Below are 17,561 nucleotides of genomic sequence, written 5' to 3'. Positions count from 1 at the left end.
ATGTGATTTGACCCAAGGTCACGGCGCGCCATCCTTGTGCCATCCGCCCCGACAAGGACCGCCCTGATGCGCCGCCTTGCCCTTGCCGCCAGCCTCGCCGCCCTGCCCGTGCAGGCGCTGGAGCTGCGGCTGTCGGGCTTCTACGATCTGAACCGCCCGGCCAGCCTTGACTACGATCCCGGCTTCTGTGGCCTCTGGATCGCCAACGAAGGCCCCGAGACGATCCTTGTGACCCTGGACGGGCTGGAACTGCGGCGGTTCGGCAGCGATCTTTACCGGATCAAGGCGATCAGCCTCGACGGCGACGGGCTTCTGGTGTCGGACGGCTCGGGCAGCTATCAGCGCCTGTCCAAGGACGGCGCGGCGCGGGGCGCGCCGTTTCAACTTGCCGGGGTCCGTGCGATGACCGAGGGCATCGCGGTCGACGACGACGGCACCCTGATCCTTGTCGAGGACGATCCCGCCCGCATCCTGTGGGTCACGCCGGGCGGCGAGGTGCTGCGCGAAATCGACGGCAACAGCTATGAGCCGCGCCTGACCGAACCACAGGGCATCGCGCGTGATCCGCGCACCGGGCATCTTCTGGTGGTTGACGACTGGGAAGGCACCAACAGCCTGTTCGAACTGGACGCCGAGGGGCGGCTTCTGGGCGTCACGCCTCTGATCCAGTATGGCCGCGACCCCGAGGGCATCGCCATCCGTCCCGGCGCGAACCTTGTCTTCATGGCCTTCGACGGCGGCGCGCGCATCGCGGCCTTCGACTATGTGCCAACGGTGGCCGAGGGGGCAGAGCCACCCGATCCCGGCGCCGATTGCGCGATATCCTGAGTGGGAGAGGCCCAAACGGGGCGACTCGATTCGGGGGTTTCCAAGTCTCTCAGTTGGCGCTAGCTTTCGCCCCATGACACGGTTTGGCCATATCACGACCCTGACGCGCTCCGGCGCGGCATTGTCGCTGCGTGGCCTGCTGCTCCTTAGCCGCCTCTGAGCGTGCCGTCTCGGCGCGACCGCTCAGAGGAGGAGAGACCGCGCCAGAGACCCCAAGGCTAAGGCTACAAGGAACACCCAAATGACCGATACGACCAAAGATCGCGTGCTGATCTTCGATACCACCTTGCGTGACGGCGAACAGTCGCCCGGCGCGACCATGACCCACGGCGAAAAGCTCGAGATCGCGCAGCTTCTCGACGAGATGGGCGTCGACATCATCGAGGCGGGCTTTCCCATCGCATCCGAAGGCGATTTCGCCGCCGTCAGCGAGATCGCCAAGCGCAGCCAGAATTCCACCATCTGCGGTCTGGCGCGCGCGAACCTCAAGGACATCGACCGCTGCTGGGACGCCGTGAAACACGCGAAATCCCCGCGCATCCACACCTTCATCGGCACCTCGCCGCTGCACCGCGCCATTCCGAACCTGACCATGGACGAGATGGCCGACCGTATCCACGAGACAGTGACCCACGCCCGCAACCTGTGCGACAACGTGCAGTGGTCGCCGATGGATGCGACACGGACCGAGTGGGACTATCTCAAGCGCGTCGTCGGCATCGCGATCAAGGCGGGCGCCACGACGATCAACATCCCAGACACCGTCGGCTATACCGCGCCGGTGGAATCGGCCGACCTGATCCGCCGCCTGATCGCCGAAGTGGACGGCGCCGAGGACGTGGTCTTTGCCACTCACTGCCACAACGACCTTGGCATGGCGACGGCCAACGCGCTGGCCGCTGTCGCGGGCGGCGCGCGGCAGATCGAATGCACCATCAACGGCCTTGGCGAGCGGGCGGGCAACACCGCGCTGGAAGAGGTGGTGATGGCGCTGCGCGTGCGCGGCGACATCATGCCCTACACCACCGGCGTCGATCCGACGAAGATCATGAACATCTCACGCCGGGTCGCGGCGGTGTCGGGGTTCGCGGTGCAGTTCAACAAGGCGATCGTCGGCAAGAACGCCTTTGCCCACGAATCCGGCATCCACCAGGACGGCATGCTCAAGAACGCCGAGACGTTCGAGATCATGCGCCCCGAGGATGTCGGGCTCAGCGCCACCAACCTCGTCATGGGCAAGCATTCCGGCCGGGCCGCGCTGCGCGCGAAACTGCGCGACCTTGGTATCGAGTTGGCGGACAACCAGTTGCAGGACGTGTTCGTGCGGTTCAAGACCCTCGCCGACCGCAAGAAGGAAGTCTACGACGAGGATCTCGTCGCCCTGGTGCAGGATTCGGGCGCAGCGGGGGACGATCACCTGCAGCTCAAGTTCCTGCGGGTGATCTGCGGCACCGAGGCGCCGCAATCGGCCGACCTGACGCTGAGCGTGGGAGGCACCGACCAGCAAGTGACCGCCACCGGCGACGGCCCCGTGGATGCGGTGTTCAACGCCGTGACCAAACTGTTCCCGCACCACGCGAGCCTGCAGCTTTACCAGGTGCATGCGGTGACCGAAGGCACGGACGCGCAAGCCACTGTCAGCGTGCGGATGGAGGAAGACGGCAAGATCGCCACCGGGCAGGCGGCGGACACCGACACCGTCGTCGCCTCGGCCAAGGCCTATATCATGGCGCTGAACCGGCTGGTGATCCGGCGGGCGAAGACCGGCGGCGACGCCAAGGAAGTGTCCTACAAGGACGTGGTCTGAGGGGTGTCGCCCTGGCCTTCGGCCGGGGCGATCCGGCTGGGGGGCTCTGCCCCGTCGCCATTGTCTCTCGGACCAATGGCGCGACAATGGCGACCCCCCCGGAGGTATTTGTGGACCAAAGATGGTAAAGCCACGCGCGGGATCACGGCGCGTGGCTTGCCGTGCCCGGAACAGTTTTCCTTCAAGGACGTGTCACATGATCCGGACCATGCATCGGCAAATGATCAGGTATCTTTCCGTAGCTGGCGCATTCAGCCTCGTGGGCCTTGGCCCTGCCGTTGCGCAGGACGCCAAGACAGATTATCCGAAAGCGGACCCCGCCTGTGTCGTGACCGAGGACCAGCTGTTCGCGTTCTTCGTTGCTCAAAGTGGTGGCGGCATGGCCTATGCCAATTCGGCGGTCATCGCGCTGTCGAACGATCCGGCCACAGAGGTCATCGGCCGCGCCCCCTTCACCTACCGGATTCGGGACGCCGAGATCTGCGCGGTCGTTGAGCAGGCAGGGTGACCGGGCGCTGTTCCCTGGCAAGCCGATGGCGAAAACGTGCTGATTTGACCACGCGTGCCCCTTTCGTTTGCGCCGCGCCCTTTCTATAAGTCGCGCGATGGTCTACGAGGCGCCGCGATCACGCGCGCCCCGAGCAGAACGACCCAAACGAAAGCGCCGCACATGTTCAGTATCTCCGGCTTGTTCTCGTCCGACATGGCCATCGACCTCGGCACGGCGAACACGCTCGTCTATGTCAAGGGACGCGGCATCATCCTGAACGAGCCTTCGGTCGTCGCCTATCACGTCAAGGACGGCAAGAAGCAGGTGCTTGCCGTGGGCGAGGACGCCAAGCTGATGTTGGGGCGCACCCCCGGCAGCATCGAGGCGATCCGCCCGATGCGCGAGGGTGTCATCGCCGATTTCGATGTGGCCGAGGAGATGATCAAGCACTTCATCCGCAAGGTACACAAGCGCACGACCTTCTCGAAGCCGAAGATCATCGTTTGCGTGCCGCATGGCGCCACCCCCGTCGAGAAGCGTGCGATCCGGCAGTCCGTTCTGTCGGCGGGCGCGCGCCGGGCCGGGCTTATCGCCGAGCCCATCGCCGCCGCAATCGGCGCAGGCATGCCGATCACCGATCCCACCGGCAGCATGGTCGTCGACATCGGCGGCGGCACCACCGAGGTCGCCGTCCTGTCGCTGGGCGACATCGTCTATGCCCGCTCGATCCGGGTCGGCGGCGACCGCATGGACGAGGCGATCATCAGCTACCTGCGCCGCCAGCAGAACCTTCTGATCGGCGAGGCCACCGCCGAACGCATCAAGACCTCGATCGGCACGGCGCGGATGCCCGATGACGGGCGCGGGGCGTCGATGCAGATCCGCGGCCGCGATCTGCTCAATGGCGTGCCGAAGGAAACCGAGATCAACCAGGCCCAGGTCGCCGAGGCGCTGTCGGAAACCGTGCAGCAGATCTGCGAGGCGGTGATGACCGCGCTCGAGGCGACGCCGCCTGATCTGGCGGCCGATATCGTCGACCGCGGCGTGATGCTGACCGGCGGCGGCGCGCTTTTGGGCGAACTGGACCTGGCGCTGCGCGAACAGACCGGCCTTGCGATCTCGGTGGCGGACGAGTCGCTGAATTGTGTGGCGCTCGGCACCGGCAAGGCACTGGAATATGAAAAACAACTGCGGCACGTTATAGACTACGACAGCTGAGAGGCCGCAAAGGCCCGCAAGCACCTGTCGGGGCGAGGGACGCCCAACAAGAACCCGAGGACGGTTCGGAGCAAGCCGTGGCACGAGACCGAGGCACAGGCGAGAACTACGGACGTCCGATCAGGCGCATCCTGACCGGACTTGTCGTTCTTGTGCTGCTTGCGACCTTCCTTCTGTGGCGGATCGACAGCCCGCGCGTCGAACGGTTCCGCATGGCGCTGGTCGACCGCGTGGTGCCGTCCTTCGACTGGGCGATGGCGCCGGTGAGCTTTGCCGCCGGGATGGTGCAGGATTTCCAGTCCTATTCCCGGATCTACGAGCAAAACCAGCAGCTTCGACGCGAATTGCAGCAGATGAAGGCCTGGAAAGAGGCCGCGCTGCAGCTTGAACAGCAGAACGCCAAGCTTCTTGATCTCAACAAGGTGCGGCTTGATCCCAAGCTGACCCATGTTACCGGAATCGTCCTTGCCGATGCGGGATCGCCGTTCCGGCAGTCGGTCCTTCTGAACGTGGGGCGCCGCGACGGGATCGTCGATGGCTGGGCGACGACGGACGGGCTTGGCCTTGTCGGGCGGATCGCGGGCGTGGGCGAGAATACCGCGCGCGTCGTCTTGCTGACCGATTCCAACAGCCGCGTTCCGGTGACGATTCAGCCCTCGGGCCAGCGCGCGCTGGTATCGGGCGACAACACCAAGCTTCCGCTGCTCGACTTCATCGAGGACGACGACCAGATCCGTCCGGGCGACAGGATCGTGACCTCGGGCGATGGCAGCGTGTTCCCGGCGGGAATCGCGGTGGGACAAGTGGCGCGGGCGCCGGACGGACGTTATCGCGCCCGGCTTGCGGCTGATTATGAACGGCTGGATTTCCTTCGCGTGTTGCGGGCGATGCCGAAAGAGCCGATCACCGATCCTGGCAGCCTTTTGGCACCGGAGGGCGCAGCGCTGCTGATCGAGAGCCTGACGACGGAGGCCACCGATGGTTGATCCGCGCACCCTGCGCCGCATCGGCTATGCCGCGCTGTACGTGGCGATCTGTCTTGGGCTGATGATCTACAACATCCTTCCGATCGACCTGCAGGCCGGGACGATCCCGGGCCCCGACCTGATGCTTTGCGTCACCTTTGCCTGGGTGCTGCGCCGTCCGCGCTGGGTTCCGGTGCTGCTGATCGCTGCCATGTTCCTGGTGGCGGACCTGATGTTCATGCGTCCGCCCGGGCTATGGGCTGCGCTGGTGGTGCTGGCGTCGGAATACCTGCGCAACCACGACAACGGCGGCGGAGAGCTGACCTTCGGCAACGAGATGCTGATGGTCGCGGCCACCATCCTTACCATCTCACTTGCGGACCGGCTGGTGTTGTCGCTTCTGCTGGTCGATCAGGTGCCGGTCCGGCTTACGCTGCTTCAGTTCCTCACCACCATCGTGGCTTACCCGGTCGTCGTCCTGATAAGCCATCTTGGTCTTGGGGTCCGCAAGATGTCCCCGACCGAGGACGCGCTGGAGGCCCGGCTATGAGACGCACGCCCAAGGATCTTGAGGCATCGTCGCGCATGATCACCCGGCGCGGGCTGGTGCTTGGCGGCGCGATGGTGGGCTTCATGGGCCTTCTGGCGGCACGGATGCGGTTTCTGCAGGTCGATCAGGCGGACCAGTTCCGCCTGCTGGCCGAGGAGAACCGGGTCAATATCCGCCTTCTTCCCCCTGCACGCGGCCTGATCTTCGATCGCAACGGCGTTCCGCTGGCCGAGAACGAAAGCAACTACCGTATTGTCCTTGTGCCCGAGGACGCCGGCGACGTGGACGAGGTGATCGAGCGGCTAGCACGGCTGATCCCGATGACCCCCGAGGATATCGAGCGCGCCAAGGCCGAGGCGCGCCGCCGCAGCCCCTTCGTGCCCGTGACCATCGCCGACCGGCTCAGCTGGGAGGACACCGCCGAGGTTGCGGTGAATGCCCCCGCCCTGCCCGGCGTGAACCCCGAGGTTGGCCTGTCACGGCATTATCCGCGCGGCGCCGATTTCGCGCATATCGTCGGGTATGTCGGGCCCGTCAGCGACTACGACCTTGGCCGCATCCAGGACCCCGATCCCCTGCTGCTGATCCCGAAATACCAGATCGGCAAGACCGGGGTCGAGGCCAGGCAAGAGGATGATCTGCGCGGCAAGGCGGGCACCCGCCGGATCGAGGTGAACGCCGTCGGCCGCATCATGCGCGAACTCGACCGGCAAGAGGGCACGCCGGGCGACAATTTCCAGCTAACGGTCGATGCCGAACTGCAGAACTACGCGCTGGCCCGGCTTGGCGGCGAAAGCGCCAGCGCCGTGGTTCTGGACACCGAGACCGGCGATATCGTCGCGTTGGCCTCATCGCCCAGCTATGATCCCAACAAGTTCATCCGCGGCATCTCGTCGGCCGACTACAGTCTTCTGACGGACAATCTTTATCGCCCGCTCGCCAACAAGGCGGTGCAGGGCATCTATCCGCCCGGCTCGACCTTCAAGATGGTGACTGCATTGGCCGCGCTGGAAGACGGCGTGATCCAGCCCGAGGAAACCGTGTATTGCCCCGGTCACGCCGAGGTTGGCGGGCGCCGGTTCCACTGCTGGAAGGGCGGCGGGCATGGTGCGATCGACCTGATGAACTCGCTCAGCCAGTCCTGCGACGTCTATTATTACGACATCGCGCAGCGCGTCGGGATCGAGAAGATCGCGGCGATGGCGCGCAAGCTGGGCATCGGCGAGCGCCATGATGTTCCGCTGTCCGCCGTCGCGGCCGGTCTGACCCCCGACAAGCAGTGGAAGCGCGAGAACCGGGGCGCCGAGTGGGTGATCGGCGACAGCCTGAACGCGGGGATCGGTCAAGGCTATGTGTTGGCCTCGCCGCTGCAACTGGCGGTGATGACCGCCCGGCTGGCCAGCGGCAACGGCATCTCCCCCCGCCTGATAAAAACCGTCGACGGTGTCGAGCAGCCGCTACGGTCGACCGGTCCGCTGGACATAGACGAAGGGTTCCTGCGGCTGATCCGGCGCGGGATGTATTCGGTGTCCAACAATCGCACGGGCACCGCCTTTGGAAGCCGGATCGAGGCGGCCGAGCTGCGCATGGCCGGCAAGACCGGTACGAGCCAGGTCCGCAACATCAGCGCCGCAGAGCGCGCGCGCGGCGTGTTCCGCAACGAGGATCTCCCTTGGGAGCGCCGCGACCACGCGCTGTTCGTCAGTTTCGCCCCCTACGAGCAGCCGAAATATGCCGTGTCCGTGGTCGTCGAGCATGGCGGCGGCGGGTCGGCGACGGCCGCGCCCATCGCGCGCGACATCATGCTTCAGGCGCTTTATGGCGGCACCCCGCCGCTCGAGGCCTACCCCTCGACCCAGCGCCGCGAGATCGAGGAACGCCAACGCACCCTGCCGCAGCACGCGCGGCCGGGCGAGGGGCCAACCCGCGCATGAGTTATCTTGAATATTCCGTCCAGCGGGTTCCGACCGGCCTGCGCAAGCTGCTGTATCTCAACTGGCCGCTGATCCTGTTGCCGGCCTGCGTGGCGGCGATCGGCTTCATGATGCTCTACTCGGTCGCGGGCGGCAATCTGGGCCGCTGGGCCGAGCCGCAGATGATCCGCTTCGGCATGGGGCTGGGGTTGATGCTGGTCGTGGCGATGGTGCCGATCTGGTTCTGGCGCAACCTGTCCGGCGTTGCCTTCGGTGTCTCGCTGCTGCTGCTTCTGATCGTGGAATTCTTCGGCGCGACCGGGATGGGCGCCCAGCGCTGGATCAACCTTGGCTTCATGCGGCTGCAACCGTCCGAGTTGACCAAGATCACGCTGATCATGGTGCTGGCCAGCTACTACGACTGGCTCGACGTCAAGAAGGTGTCGCGCCCCCTGTGGGTGCTGGTTCCGGTGCTTATCATTCTGATGCCGGTGGCGCTGGTGCTCCGCCAGCCTGACCTTGGCACCGCGATCCTTCTGCTGTCGGGCGGCGGGATCGTGATGTTCATCGCGGGCGTCCACTGGCTTTATTTCGCGGTGGTCAGCGGCGCGGGCGCCGGGCTGGTCACCGCCGTGCTGTCGTCGCGGGGAACGCCCTGGCAACTGCTCAAGGACTACCAGTATCGCCGCATCGACACCTTTCTCGATCCGGCCAGCGATCCGCTGGGCGCCGGGTATCACATCACCCAGTCCAAGATCGCGCTGGGATCGGGCGGCTGGGCCGGGCGCGGCTTCATGGAGGGCACCCAGTCGCGGCTGAACTTCCTGCCCGAGAAGCACACCGATTTCATCTTCACGACGCTGGCCGAGGAATTCGGCTTTGTCGGTGGGGCGTCGCTGCTGATCCTCTACGCGCTGATCGTGGTGTTCTGCATTGCGGCGGCCCTGTCGATGAAGGACCGCTATTCGGCGCTCTTGTCCCTTGGCATCGCGGCGACGTTCTTTCTGTTCTTCGCGGTCAACATGTCGATGGTGATGGGCATGGCGCCGGTGGTCGGCGTGCCGCTGCCGCTGGTCAGCTATGGCGGGTCAGCGATGATGGTGCTGCTGCTGGCCTTCGGGCTGGTGCAAAGCGCCCATGTCCACAAGCCAAGGAACAAGACATGACCGTCAACGTCCTGTTCGCCGCGGGCGAGACCCGGTGGGAGCAATATCGCGCGCCGCTTGATGAGGCTTTTGCCGAGGCAGGCATCGACGCAGACCTGTCGCTGAACCATCCGCCGGACACGGTCGACTACATCGTCTTTGCGCCGAACGGGCCGATCGACGACTTCACCCCCTACACCCGCACCAAGGCGGTGCTGAACCTGTGGGCCGGGGTCGAGAAGATCGTCGGCAGCCGCACGCTGACCCAACCCTTGTGCCGCATGGTCGATTCCGGTCTGGAGGAAGGCATGATCGAGTGGGTCACCGGCCATGTCCTGCGCCATCATCTTGGCATCGACGCGCATATCAACGGGCAGGACGGCGTCTGGCGCAACGGGATCATCCCTCCGCTGGCCCGTGACCGCCGGGTTGGCGTGCTCGGGCTCGGCGCCCTGGGCCGCGCCTGCGCCGAGGCACTGGCTGCCCTGAGGTTCGATGTCGCCGGGTGGAGCCGGTCGCAAAAGGACATCCCCGGCATCGCCTGCCACAGCGGCGACGACGGGCTGTCCGCTGTGCTGGAGCGGGCGGAGATCCTGGTGCTGCTGATGCCGCTGACGCCCCATACCGAGAACGTGATCGACGCGGGCACGCTGGCCCGGATGCCGCGCGGCGCGATGATCGTGAATCCCGCGCGCGGACCGCTGATCGACGATGACGCGCTCTTGGCGGCGCTGGACTCCGGCCAGATCGGCCATGCCACGCTGGACGTGTTCCGCGACGAACCGCTGCCCCCCGAACACCCCTACTGGGCGCATCCGCGCGTGACGGTAACGCCGCATATCGCTTCGGAAACCCGGCCCGCATCCGCCGCCCGTGTCATTGCCGAGAACGTGCGGCGCGGCGAGGCGGGAGAGTCGTTCCTGTTCGAGGTGGACCGCGACGCAGGGTATTGATCCCGGCGCTGGGGGGCTCTGCCCCCCAGACCCCCCGGAGGTATTTTTGGACCAAAGATGAACGGGGCTTAGCGGAGCTTTGGGGGGCGCGACGGATCGCTTCCGGGCGCTTGCAGGGGTTCCGGCATCGCTGGCACCGGCAAGTCGAAGCGCAGGGCGACGCGGGCCAGCCGTTCGGTGATCGGATCGCCCGACGCGAAAAAGGCGACATCGAGTTCTGCCGCATCGAGGCCCGAGAAGGTTAGCGCCTCGCCTGTCGCCTGTGCCAGCGCATCTTCGGCGCCGCGCGCGGCATCGACGAAGGCCAGCATGTGCCCGCCCCGCCCGTCGTCATAGGTGACAGCCGCCAGGAGCGCGAGACGGGCCAGCCCCTCGGCGGCGCTCAGCTTCTGGTCCAGCGCCTCGATCAGGCGTTCCGGCAGGCCGGCGGGCGCGCGCAGTTCGGACGGGCGCGCCGCGATCTCGGCAGGGCGCGCTGCGAGGGTCGCAGCCAGCCAGTCGACGGCGGCGGGCGCCACCAGCTCCTCGGACGCAGCGTCGAGGTTCAGCGCGATGCCATAGCCCTGCCCCGTGATCATCTGCGCCAGCACACGCCCCGACAGCGCCGCCATGGGCGCGGCGCGGCGCGCGAAGCCCGACAGCCGGTCCTCTCGGTCGAAGGCGAGCAGGAACGGACCATCGCCTGTCTCGGCGATCTCAGGCGAGATGTCGTCGCCTTTCGGCTCTTCGGTGAGCAAGAGGAACAACTCGGCATCTGCAAGGCGTTCGTAGAACTTCAGCCGGGCGGCATCGTCATCAGGCGCGGCGCGCATCGCGGCATGGGCGCGGTCGATCGGGGTATCGCTCATCTGGCCAGCACCTCTGTCACGCGGGTGCGGAGCGCGGGGACAAGATCGGTCTCGAACCACGGGTTCCGCTTGAGCCACCCGGTATTGCGCCAGGACGGGTGGGGCAAGGGGAACACGGTGGGCGCATGGTCGCGCCATGCGGCAACGGTCCGGGTGACACCGCCCCGCGCGGCCGGCCCAAGATGCCATTTCTGCGCATGGCCGCCGATCAGAAGGGTCAGGTCGGCGTCCGGCAGTGCGTCGAGGATGCGGGCGCGCCAGGTTTGGGCGCAAATCCGCGGCGGCGGCAGATCCGCCCCCTTGGCGTCATACCCCGGAAAGCAGAAGGCCATCGGCACGATGGCAACGCGGGAGCGGTCGTAGAACGTCGCCTCGTCGATCCCAAGCCAACCCCGCAAGCGCTTGCCCGAAGCATCGAGAAACGGCGTGCCGCTTTGGTGAACGCGCAGCCCCGGCGCCTGTCCCGCGATCAGAAGGCGCGCGCCGCTGTCGAACCACACCACTGGGTTCGGCGCATGCCGGGTGGCGGTCGCGGCGAAGCGGTCCTCGCACAGGCGGCAGGCAGCGAGATCACGTTTGAGGCGGGACAGATCGGACACACCCCGCCAGATAGGATGCGGGGCGAGGATGCGCAAATCGCGGGAACCCGAGGCGGCAAGCGGCTGCGAAGTGCCGCTGCGACACCGTTGCGGCCGAAAACCGTGGACCGGCACCAATCGATCGGACATAATCTTGTCTAAAATGCGCTGCATAAACGGCCATTAACAGAAATCCGGCAACACTGGATCCAACTGGCTTGAGGCATTGGCCGCGATGAAAACGCTGCTCGAGTTCGAAAACGTGAGCAAGTCGTTCTGGACGGGACAACGCCGCAAGGTGATCCTTGACCGTGCGTCGTTCCATGTCGAGGCCGGGCGGTCGTTCGGCATCCTTGCGCCCAACGGCACCGGCAAGAGCACGATCGTCAACATGATGTCCGGCCTTGAGAAACCCGACGAAGGCACCGTGCGCCGCTATGGCCGGGTGTCATTCCCGCTGGGGTTCATGGGCGGGCTCAACAGCAAGCACGACGCCAAGGAAAACGTGCGCTACATCGCGCGGCTCTACGGGCTTGATCCCGATTACGTCGAGGCGTTCTGCCGCTGGGTCTGCGGGCTGGACGAATACTTCGACATGCCGGTGGCGACCTATTCGACCGGCATGCGCTCGCGGCTCAGCTTCGCGCTGCTTCTGGTGCTGGATTTCGACCTGTATCTCATCGACGAAGGCATGCCGAATTCCACCGATGTGGAATTCAACAAGAAAGCCGGGGACATCCTGCGAGAGCGGCTGGAAAACCGGACGGTCGTGGTCGTGTCGCACCAGGCCAAGACACTTGAAAAGCTCGTGAGTTGTGCTGCGGTGCTGCGCGACGGTAAACTGCACATGTTCGACAGTCTGGAAGAGGCGAAGGCACTTTATGACTATCAAGCCTAAGGCCAAGAAATTCCGAATTCGCCGGAACGCCCCCGCCGCGTCGACACCCTCTGGCGACGAGCGCACGGTCACGCCCGCACGCCCGCCTGCCGCACCGCCGCGCCAGCCTCAGTCGCACGGCATCTTCGATCAGGACGACGACGGCTTTGGCACGCAAAGCTTTCCGACCGCGCGCCGCGCCGCGCCCTCTCAACGCGCGCCGGAACCGCCCCACGCCCCGCAACCGAGCGAAACCGATCTTGACGCGATCCGCCGCGAGGGGCTGACCGGTCGGCAACTGCGCATGGCGCGGCGCGTGGCACAGAAACACGGGCTTGCCCCGATGTCGGATTTCGACGCGGTCAAGCAGCTTCGCGAACGCGGGATCGACCCGTTCGACCGCGCCAACATGCTGGAACTGGTGTCGAACCAGTCACGGCAGGACGCACCCGTCACGCCCAACCTGCCGCAGACGGTCCGCCAGCAGCCGCAACTGCCCTCGACCGAGGTTCTGGGCCGCGACGAGCGTGCCAAGGAAATCATCCGGATGCAGCGCGATATCGCGCGGCGTCGTCGCCGCAAGCTGGCGCAGCTTGGCGCGCGTCTTGCGTTCTTCGTGGGCCTGCCGACGCTCCTGGTGGGGTATTACTACTACAACATCGCGACGCCGATGTTCGAGACCAAGACCGAATTCGTGATCCAGCAGGCCGAACCCCAAAGCACCGGCGGGCTTGGCGGCCTGTTGTCGGGCACCGGATTTGCCACCTCGCAGGATTCGATCACCGTGCAGGGCTATCTGCAATCACGCGAGGCGATGCTGCGCCTGAACAAAGACCTCGATTTTCGCGCCCATTTCGAGGACCCGGCGATCGACCCGCTTCAGCGTCTCGACCCCGAGGCCTCGATGGAAGACGCCTTCGATGTCTACCAGAAGGCGGTCAAGATCGGATACGATCCGACCGAAGGCGTCATCAAGCTGGCAATCACCGCCGCCGATCCCGACCTGAGCGAGCAGTTCGCGCGCCAGCTTGTCGATTATGCCGAGGAACAGGTCGACCAGTTGACCCAGCGCCTGCGCGAAGACCAGATGCGCGGCGCGCGCGAAGGTTTTGAAGAGGCCGAGGCCAAGGTGCTGGCCGCACAGCAGCGCGTTCAGGATCTGCAGGAACGGCTGGGTGTCTTCGACCCGATGGCCGAAAGCTCGACCATCATGACACAGGTGGCGCGGTTCGAGACGCAGGCGCAGGAAAAGCAGTTGCAGCTGAGCCAGCTTCTAAGCAACCCGCGCCCCAACCAGGCGCGTGTCGACGGGGTCCGCAGCGACATCGAACGGCTGGACGCCCTTGTCGCCGATTTGCGCAGCCAGCTGACCAATTCCACCACGCCGGGCAACTCTATGGCGCAGGTCACGGGCCAGCTCCGGATCGCGGAAAGCGAATTGCAGACCCGGCAACTGCTGCTGACGCAGGCGCTGCAACAGATGGAGAGCGCCCGGATCGAGGCGAACCGCCAGACGCGCTATCTGTCGATGGGCGTGTCCCCGGTCGCCCCGGACGAGGCGACCTATCCGCGCAAGCTGGAGAACACCGTTCTGGCACTGCTGATCTTCGCAGGCATCTACCTGATGGTGTCGCTGACCGCCTCGATCCTGCGCGAGCAGGTGTCGTCCTGACCATGCAGTCCGTCGATGTCGGCGGGGTGAGCCTTGGCAACGACCGCGCTCTGACGCTGATCGCGGGGCCGTGCCAGTTGCAGGGCGCGGACCACGCTCAGATGATCGCCGGAACACTGGCCGAGGCCTGCCGCGCGGCGGGCGCCGGGCTGGTGTTCAAGGCCAGCTTCGACAAGGCGAACCGCACCAGCGGCGCATCGGCGCGGGGGCCGGGACTGGACGCGGGGCTTGCGATGCTGGCCTCGGTGCGCGCGATGGGCATTCCGGTGACGACGGATGTGCACGACGCCGTGCAATGCCCCGAAGTTGCGAGCGTGGTCGACCTGATCCAGATCCCCGCGTTCCTGTGCCGCCAGACCGATCTTCTGATGGCGGCTGCAGGAACGGGGCGGCCGGTCAACGTCAAGAAGGGACAGTTCCTGTCGCCCTGGGACATGGCCGCCGTCGTGACCAAGCTAGAGGCGGCACAGGCGGGCGGCATCGTCCTGACCGAGCGCGGGTCGTCCTTTGGCTACAACGCGCTGGTGGCCGACATGCGCGGCCTGCCGGTCATGGCGCAAACCGGTTGGCCGGTGGTGATGGACGCCACGCACGCGGTGCAGACCCCCGGCAGCGCAGGGACCGGCACGGGGGGCGACAGGCGCTTTGCGCCGATGCTGGCCCGCGCGGCGGTGTCGCTGGGCATCGCCGGCGTCTTTCTGGAAACACACGAAGATCCGGACAGCGCGCCATCTGACGGAGCGAACATGATCGCGCTTGCCGAGATGCCCGCGCTGATCGCGTCGTTGATGGATTTCGACCGTCTGGCCAAGGCCGCTCCGCTGCGGCTGTAAGCCTGCATTTTTCCGCGAGCCGGGACTTGCAGCCAGACGAATCCCGGCGTATCACCCCCGCCACCGTTGGGGTGTAGCCAAGTGGTAAGGCATCGGTTTTTGGTACCGTGTACCGTAGGTTCGAATCCTACCACCCCAGCCACTTCTTTCCGCATCAAGACCACGCGGGCGCTCGCGCGCGTCGGCGACACCACGCTCTAGCCGGGTTGCCGGATGACCGTGCCGACTGCAACGCGGGCGACCGCATTCAACGTGCAGGCCGGTGCACCGGACCGCGCGCTAAGCGTGATGCCGCGCGCCACCGCCGCGATCATCCCCGCAAGCGCCCGCAGGTCGTCCGAGGCGCAACGCTCCGGGTCGGCAGCAAGGCGGCGCTCGATCTTGTTCTCGATGGTGCGGAACCGCAGGTCGAGCAGGTCGCGGAATGTGGTGTTCGCGCCCGCCGCGTCGGCCAGCGCACAGGTCACGAGGCATCCCGGCGTTTCGGGATCACGCGTCGCCAAGGCAACGATTTCGGCAAAGAACGCGGCAAGATCGGCGTCGAGCGGGCCGGACGGCCCCAAAGCCGCGTGCACCGTGGCCACCCGGGTCTCGACGTAGTGCCCGACGGCAGACAGGAACAGGTTTTCCTTGTCCTGGAATTCCCGGTAGAGGCTCGCGCGCGACAACCCGGTCTTCAGGCACAGCGTGTCGATCGACGCCGCCGCGTATCCTTCGGCCCAGAAGACGCGCATCGCCGCGTCCAGAGCTTCGGTCGCGTCGTAGCCGCGCGGGCGTCCGCGCGGTCTGGTCTTGGTAAGGGGGGCGTTCATGGCATACCTTGACCCGAAATCGACACCTGGAACGCTAGTTCCTGTCGCCCGTTCGCGCAACACCGGCCCTGAGACGTGCTTACGGTTGACAAGGTCGGCGCGGATCGGCGCTCTTGCAGGCCACAGCGGGCGACACGCAACACACTTGGGATACCGCGCGCCATGACCGCAGAGACACGGACCATCCTTGTGCTGGGCGCGACCGGGACCATCGGGCGGGCCACGACGGCGGCCCTTGTGCTGGGCGGGCACCGGGTGATCTGCCCGGTGCGCCGCATCGCGCCAGACCTGCCGGACAGCGCCGAGCAACCCCAGTGCGATGTCACCGACCGCACCGCCCTGGCCGCGCTGATCGCGCAGACGGGGCGCGTCGATGCCATCGTGTCGTGCCTTGCCTCGCGCAGCGGCGCACCGCAGGACGCCTGGGCGATCGACCATGATGCGCATGTCAGCGCGCTGGAGCTGGCCGAGGATGCCGGGGTCAGCACCTTCGTCCTTCTGTCGGCGATCTGTGTGCAGCGGCCTGAGCTTGCCTTCCAGAAGGCCAAACTCGCCTTCGAGAACAGGCTGATGGCCTCGCGCCTGACCTGGTCCATCGTCAGGCCCACCGCCTATTTCAAGTCGCTGTCCGGCCAGATCGCGCGGGTGCGCGACGGCAAGCCGTTCCTCGTGTTTGGCGACGGAAGGCTGACGGCCTGCAAGCCGATCAGTGACCGCGACCTTGGGCGCTACATGGCCGATTGCGTGTCGCGGGTGGACCGCCGGAACCGCGTGCTGCCCATCGGCGGCCCGGGTCCGGCGATCACGCCCCTGGATCAGGCAGAGATGCTGTTCGACCTGTTGGGGGCGCCGCAGCGGTTGCGCCATGTGCCCGTGGCCATGATGAACGCGATCATCGGCGGGCTGCGTGTGGGCGGCGCGCTGTCGCCGCGCCTGCGCGCCAAGGCAGACCTGGCGCGGATCGGGCGCTACTATGCCACGCAGTCAATGCTGGTCTGGGATGCGCAAGCGGCGCGATATGATGCAGAGGCTACGCCGTCCTTCGGCACCGACACTCTGCGCGATCACTACGCGGCGGTGCTGCGCGGCGAGGCAGAGGTAGACCTTGGCGAACACGCGGTGTTCTGAATTGAGGGGGCGGCGCGGACGAAGGCGGGACAAGTCCCGCCCTACGCGTCCTCGTCCTTGAGCAGCAGGACCAGCGCCAGCACGGTGGCGGTCACTCCAACCAGCACCATCGGGCGCGGCACGTCGTTGCCCAGCGCGATCTCCCACAGGATCACCCAGCTAGGGGTCAGATAGGTGTAGGCCATCACCTTGGCCGAGGGCAGCCGCTGGGTCGAGAACTGCAGCAGCGTGAACGTCAGCGCGCTGGCGATCACCGCCGTGTAGAGGATCGCGATCCAGGCGATGGCGGGAAGCCCGATCCAGTCGGTCTGCAGCAGCGTCTCCCACCCCCATGCAAGCATCGCGACGATCCCGCCCAGCAGGACGTAAAACACCATCACCACGCCCGGCTCGCCCCGGTTCAGCTTGCGCAGAAGCGGGGTATAGGCGGCATGGGCGACGCAGCCGACGAAATAGATCAATTCTCCGCGCCCGATCTCCAGCGCCAGCAGCGCCGACAGGTCCGCGCGAAAGATCACCCACAGCGCGCCCACCGCGCCGATGGCCAGCGCAAGCGCCATGCGCGGTGTCGTCACCTGCCGCAGCAGCAACCATCCGAACACACCGCTCATCACCGGGGTCAGGGTAAAAACCGCCGAGGCCGACACCGGCGCCGCCGTCTTCAGTCCCTCGAACATCAGCACGAAATAGCTGGCAAAGATCGCGCCCAGGACAAGGTAGCGCCACGGCGCCTTGGGCACGCCTCCGCGCAGGTTCCCGGTGGCCGCCGCGACGGTGCCCATAATCGCGGCAGCTATGACGAAGCGCACGATGTTCAGCGCCGCGGGCGCGATCTCGTTCGCGGCCATGGAGCCCAGGCTGAACGATCCCGCGACCAGCGCCGAGAAGCTCAGCATCGCAAGATGTCCCTGTGCGGCGGGGCTCAGCCCCCGGCCCGGCTCGCC

General features: G+C 66.3%; 17 protein-coding genes and 1 tRNA gene. 14 read left to right on the top strand and 4 right to left on the bottom strand.

The window, feature by feature from the left end:
- Positions 1 to 66 precede the first annotated feature (66 nt).
- The 9 genes from KTJ87_RS01210 to KTJ87_RS01170 all read left to right on the top strand — a co-directional run bounded on the left by KTJ87_RS01210 (position 67) and on the right by KTJ87_RS01170 (position 9,869).
- Positions 67 to 828 (top strand): NHL repeat-containing protein, encoded by a 762-nt coding sequence (locus KTJ87_RS01210; RefSeq protein ID WP_267137237.1) that lies wholly within the window; start codon positions 67 to 69, stop codon positions 826 to 828.
- A gap of 241 nt (positions 829 to 1,069) precedes the next feature.
- Positions 1,070 to 2,635: a 2-isopropylmalate synthase gene (locus KTJ87_RS01205; protein WP_267137236.1), complete on the top strand. Its 1,566-nt coding sequence runs from the start codon at positions 1,070 to 1,072 to the stop codon at positions 2,633 to 2,635.
- A gap of 196 nt (positions 2,636 to 2,831) precedes the next feature.
- Complete coding sequence (locus KTJ87_RS01200; RefSeq protein WP_267137235.1) at positions 2,832 to 3,143, top strand: hypothetical protein; 312 nt, start codon at positions 2,832 to 2,834, stop codon at positions 3,141 to 3,143.
- A 162-nt stretch (positions 3,144 to 3,305) separates the two neighbouring features.
- Positions 3,306 to 4,343: a rod shape-determining protein gene (locus KTJ87_RS01195; protein ID WP_267137234.1), complete on the top strand. Its 1,038-nt coding sequence runs from the start codon at positions 3,306 to 3,308 to the stop codon at positions 4,341 to 4,343.
- 77 nt (positions 4,344 to 4,420) lie between these two features.
- Complete coding sequence (gene mreC, locus KTJ87_RS01190) at positions 4,421 to 5,329, top strand: rod shape-determining protein MreC (RefSeq protein ID WP_267137233.1); 909 nt, start codon at positions 4,421 to 4,423, stop codon at positions 5,327 to 5,329.
- The gene (locus KTJ87_RS01185; RefSeq protein WP_267137232.1) at positions 5,322 to 5,858 is read left to right on the top strand and encodes a rod shape-determining protein MreD; all 537 of its coding nucleotides are present in this window, start codon (positions 5,322 to 5,324) and stop codon (positions 5,856 to 5,858) included. Before mreC ends, KTJ87_RS01185 begins: the two co-directional genes overlap by 8 nt.
- On the top strand, positions 5,855 to 7,792 hold the full coding sequence (gene mrdA, locus KTJ87_RS01180; RefSeq protein ID WP_267137231.1) for a penicillin-binding protein 2: 1,938 nt from the start codon (positions 5,855 to 5,857) through the stop codon (positions 7,790 to 7,792). Before KTJ87_RS01185 ends, mrdA begins: the two co-directional genes overlap by 4 nt.
- Positions 7,789 to 8,937, top strand: a complete 1,149-nt coding sequence (gene rodA, locus KTJ87_RS01175; RefSeq protein WP_267137230.1) for a rod shape-determining protein RodA — start codon at positions 7,789 to 7,791, stop codon at positions 8,935 to 8,937. Before mrdA ends, rodA begins: the two co-directional genes overlap by 4 nt.
- Positions 8,934 to 9,869, top strand: a complete 936-nt coding sequence (locus KTJ87_RS01170) for a 2-hydroxyacid dehydrogenase (RefSeq protein WP_267137229.1) — start codon at positions 8,934 to 8,936, stop codon at positions 9,867 to 9,869. The genes rodA and KTJ87_RS01170 overlap by 4 nt, the downstream gene beginning before the upstream one ends.
- A gap of 68 nt (positions 9,870 to 9,937) precedes the next feature.
- Here the strand turns inward: KTJ87_RS01170 and KTJ87_RS01165 are convergent, their stop codons facing one another.
- Positions 9,938 to 10,717 carry an SseB family protein gene (locus KTJ87_RS01165; protein ID WP_267137228.1) on the bottom strand — a complete coding sequence of 260 codons (780 nt, stop codon included), beginning with the start codon at positions 10,715 to 10,717 and terminating at the stop codon, positions 9,938 to 9,940.
- Entirely contained in the window at positions 10,714 to 11,316 is a 603-nt protein-coding gene (locus KTJ87_RS01160) for a uracil-DNA glycosylase family protein (RefSeq protein WP_267137227.1), read from the bottom strand. The genes KTJ87_RS01165 and KTJ87_RS01160 overlap by 4 nt, the downstream gene beginning before the upstream one ends.
- 223 nt (positions 11,317 to 11,539) lie before the next feature.
- Here KTJ87_RS01160 and KTJ87_RS01155 point away from each other — a divergent pair, with 223 nt between their 5' ends.
- From KTJ87_RS01155 to KTJ87_RS01140, 4 genes are all read left to right on the top strand, one after another.
- Positions 11,540 to 12,193 (top strand): ABC transporter ATP-binding protein, encoded by a 654-nt coding sequence (locus KTJ87_RS01155; protein WP_267137911.1) that lies wholly within the window; start codon positions 11,540 to 11,542, stop codon positions 12,191 to 12,193.
- Entirely contained in the window at positions 12,177 to 13,844 is a 1,668-nt protein-coding gene (locus KTJ87_RS01150; protein ID WP_267137226.1) for a capsule biosynthesis protein, read from the top strand. The genes KTJ87_RS01155 and KTJ87_RS01150 overlap by 17 nt, the downstream gene beginning before the upstream one ends.
- Positions 13,845 to 13,846: 2 nt before the next feature.
- Entirely contained in the window at positions 13,847 to 14,677 is an 831-nt protein-coding gene (gene kdsA / locus KTJ87_RS01145; RefSeq protein ID WP_267137225.1) for a 3-deoxy-8-phosphooctulonate synthase, read from the top strand.
- Positions 14,678 to 14,744: 67 nt separating this feature from the next.
- Positions 14,745 to 14,819, top strand: a tRNA-Gln gene (locus tag KTJ87_RS01140).
- Between the two features lie 55 nt (positions 14,820 to 14,874).
- Here KTJ87_RS01140 and KTJ87_RS01135 read toward each other — a convergent pair.
- A complete protein-coding gene (locus KTJ87_RS01135; protein WP_267137224.1) occupies positions 14,875 to 15,489 on the bottom strand; it encodes a TetR/AcrR family transcriptional regulator in 615 nt (204 codons plus the stop codon).
- Between the two features lie 162 nt (positions 15,490 to 15,651).
- On the opposite strand from KTJ87_RS01135, the gene KTJ87_RS01130 reads away from it, so the two are divergent.
- On the top strand, positions 15,652 to 16,617 hold the full coding sequence (locus tag KTJ87_RS01130; RefSeq protein ID WP_267137223.1) for an NAD(P)H-binding protein: 966 nt from the start codon (positions 15,652 to 15,654) through the stop codon (positions 16,615 to 16,617).
- Between the two features lie 41 nt (positions 16,618 to 16,658).
- Here KTJ87_RS01130 and KTJ87_RS01125 read toward each other — a convergent pair whose 3' ends face one another.
- Complete coding sequence (locus KTJ87_RS01125) at positions 16,659 to 17,513, bottom strand: DMT family transporter (RefSeq protein WP_267137222.1); 855 nt, start codon at positions 17,511 to 17,513, stop codon at positions 16,659 to 16,661.
- Positions 17,514 to 17,561 lie beyond the last annotated feature (48 nt).

Origin of the sequence: Anianabacter salinae, assembly GCF_019061145.1 — a bacterium.
GTDB lineage: Bacteria > Pseudomonadota > Alphaproteobacteria > Rhodobacterales > Rhodobacteraceae > Anianibacter > Anianibacter salinarum.
The sequence above is the reverse complement of the archived record's forward strand: the minus strand, read 5'-3'. Positions and strand labels throughout refer to the sequence as shown.

Bases quoted from the DNA above. Each gene is read 5' to 3' on its own strand.
- KTJ87_RS01170 (WP_267137229.1), top strand. From the start codon at position 8,934: ATGACCGTCAACGTCCTGTTCGCCGCGGGCGAGACCCGGTGGGAGCAA.
- KTJ87_RS01125 (WP_267137222.1), bottom strand. From the start codon at position 17,513: ATGCTGAGCTTCTCGGCGCTGGTCGCGGGATCGTTCAGCCTGGGCTCC.
- KTJ87_RS01185 (WP_267137232.1), top strand. From the start codon at position 5,322: ATGGTTGATCCGCGCACCCTGCGCCGCATCGGCTATGCCGCGCTGTAC.
- KTJ87_RS01150 (WP_267137226.1), top strand. From the start codon at position 12,177: ATGACTATCAAGCCTAAGGCCAAGAAATTCCGAATTCGCCGGAACGCC.
- kdsA (WP_267137225.1), top strand. From the start codon at position 13,847: ATGCAGTCCGTCGATGTCGGCGGGGTGAGCCTTGGCAACGACCGCGCT.
- KTJ87_RS01200 (WP_267137235.1), top strand. From the start codon at position 2,832: ATGATCCGGACCATGCATCGGCAAATGATCAGGTATCTTTCCGTAGCT.
- KTJ87_RS01130 (WP_267137223.1), top strand. From the start codon at position 15,652: ATGACCGCAGAGACACGGACCATCCTTGTGCTGGGCGCGACCGGGACC.
- mrdA (WP_267137231.1), top strand. From the start codon at position 5,855: ATGAGACGCACGCCCAAGGATCTTGAGGCATCGTCGCGCATGATCACC.
- KTJ87_RS01165 (WP_267137228.1), bottom strand. From the start codon at position 10,717: ATGAGCGATACCCCGATCGACCGCGCCCATGCCGCGATGCGCGCCGCG.
- KTJ87_RS01210 (WP_267137237.1), top strand. From the start codon at position 67: ATGCGCCGCCTTGCCCTTGCCGCCAGCCTCGCCGCCCTGCCCGTGCAG.
- KTJ87_RS01205 (WP_267137236.1), top strand. From the start codon at position 1,070: ATGACCGATACGACCAAAGATCGCGTGCTGATCTTCGATACCACCTTG.
- KTJ87_RS01195 (WP_267137234.1), top strand. From the start codon at position 3,306: ATGTTCAGTATCTCCGGCTTGTTCTCGTCCGACATGGCCATCGACCTC.
- KTJ87_RS01135 (WP_267137224.1), bottom strand. From the start codon at position 15,489: ATGAACGCCCCCCTTACCAAGACCAGACCGCGCGGACGCCCGCGCGGC.
- rodA (WP_267137230.1), top strand. From the start codon at position 7,789: ATGAGTTATCTTGAATATTCCGTCCAGCGGGTTCCGACCGGCCTGCGC.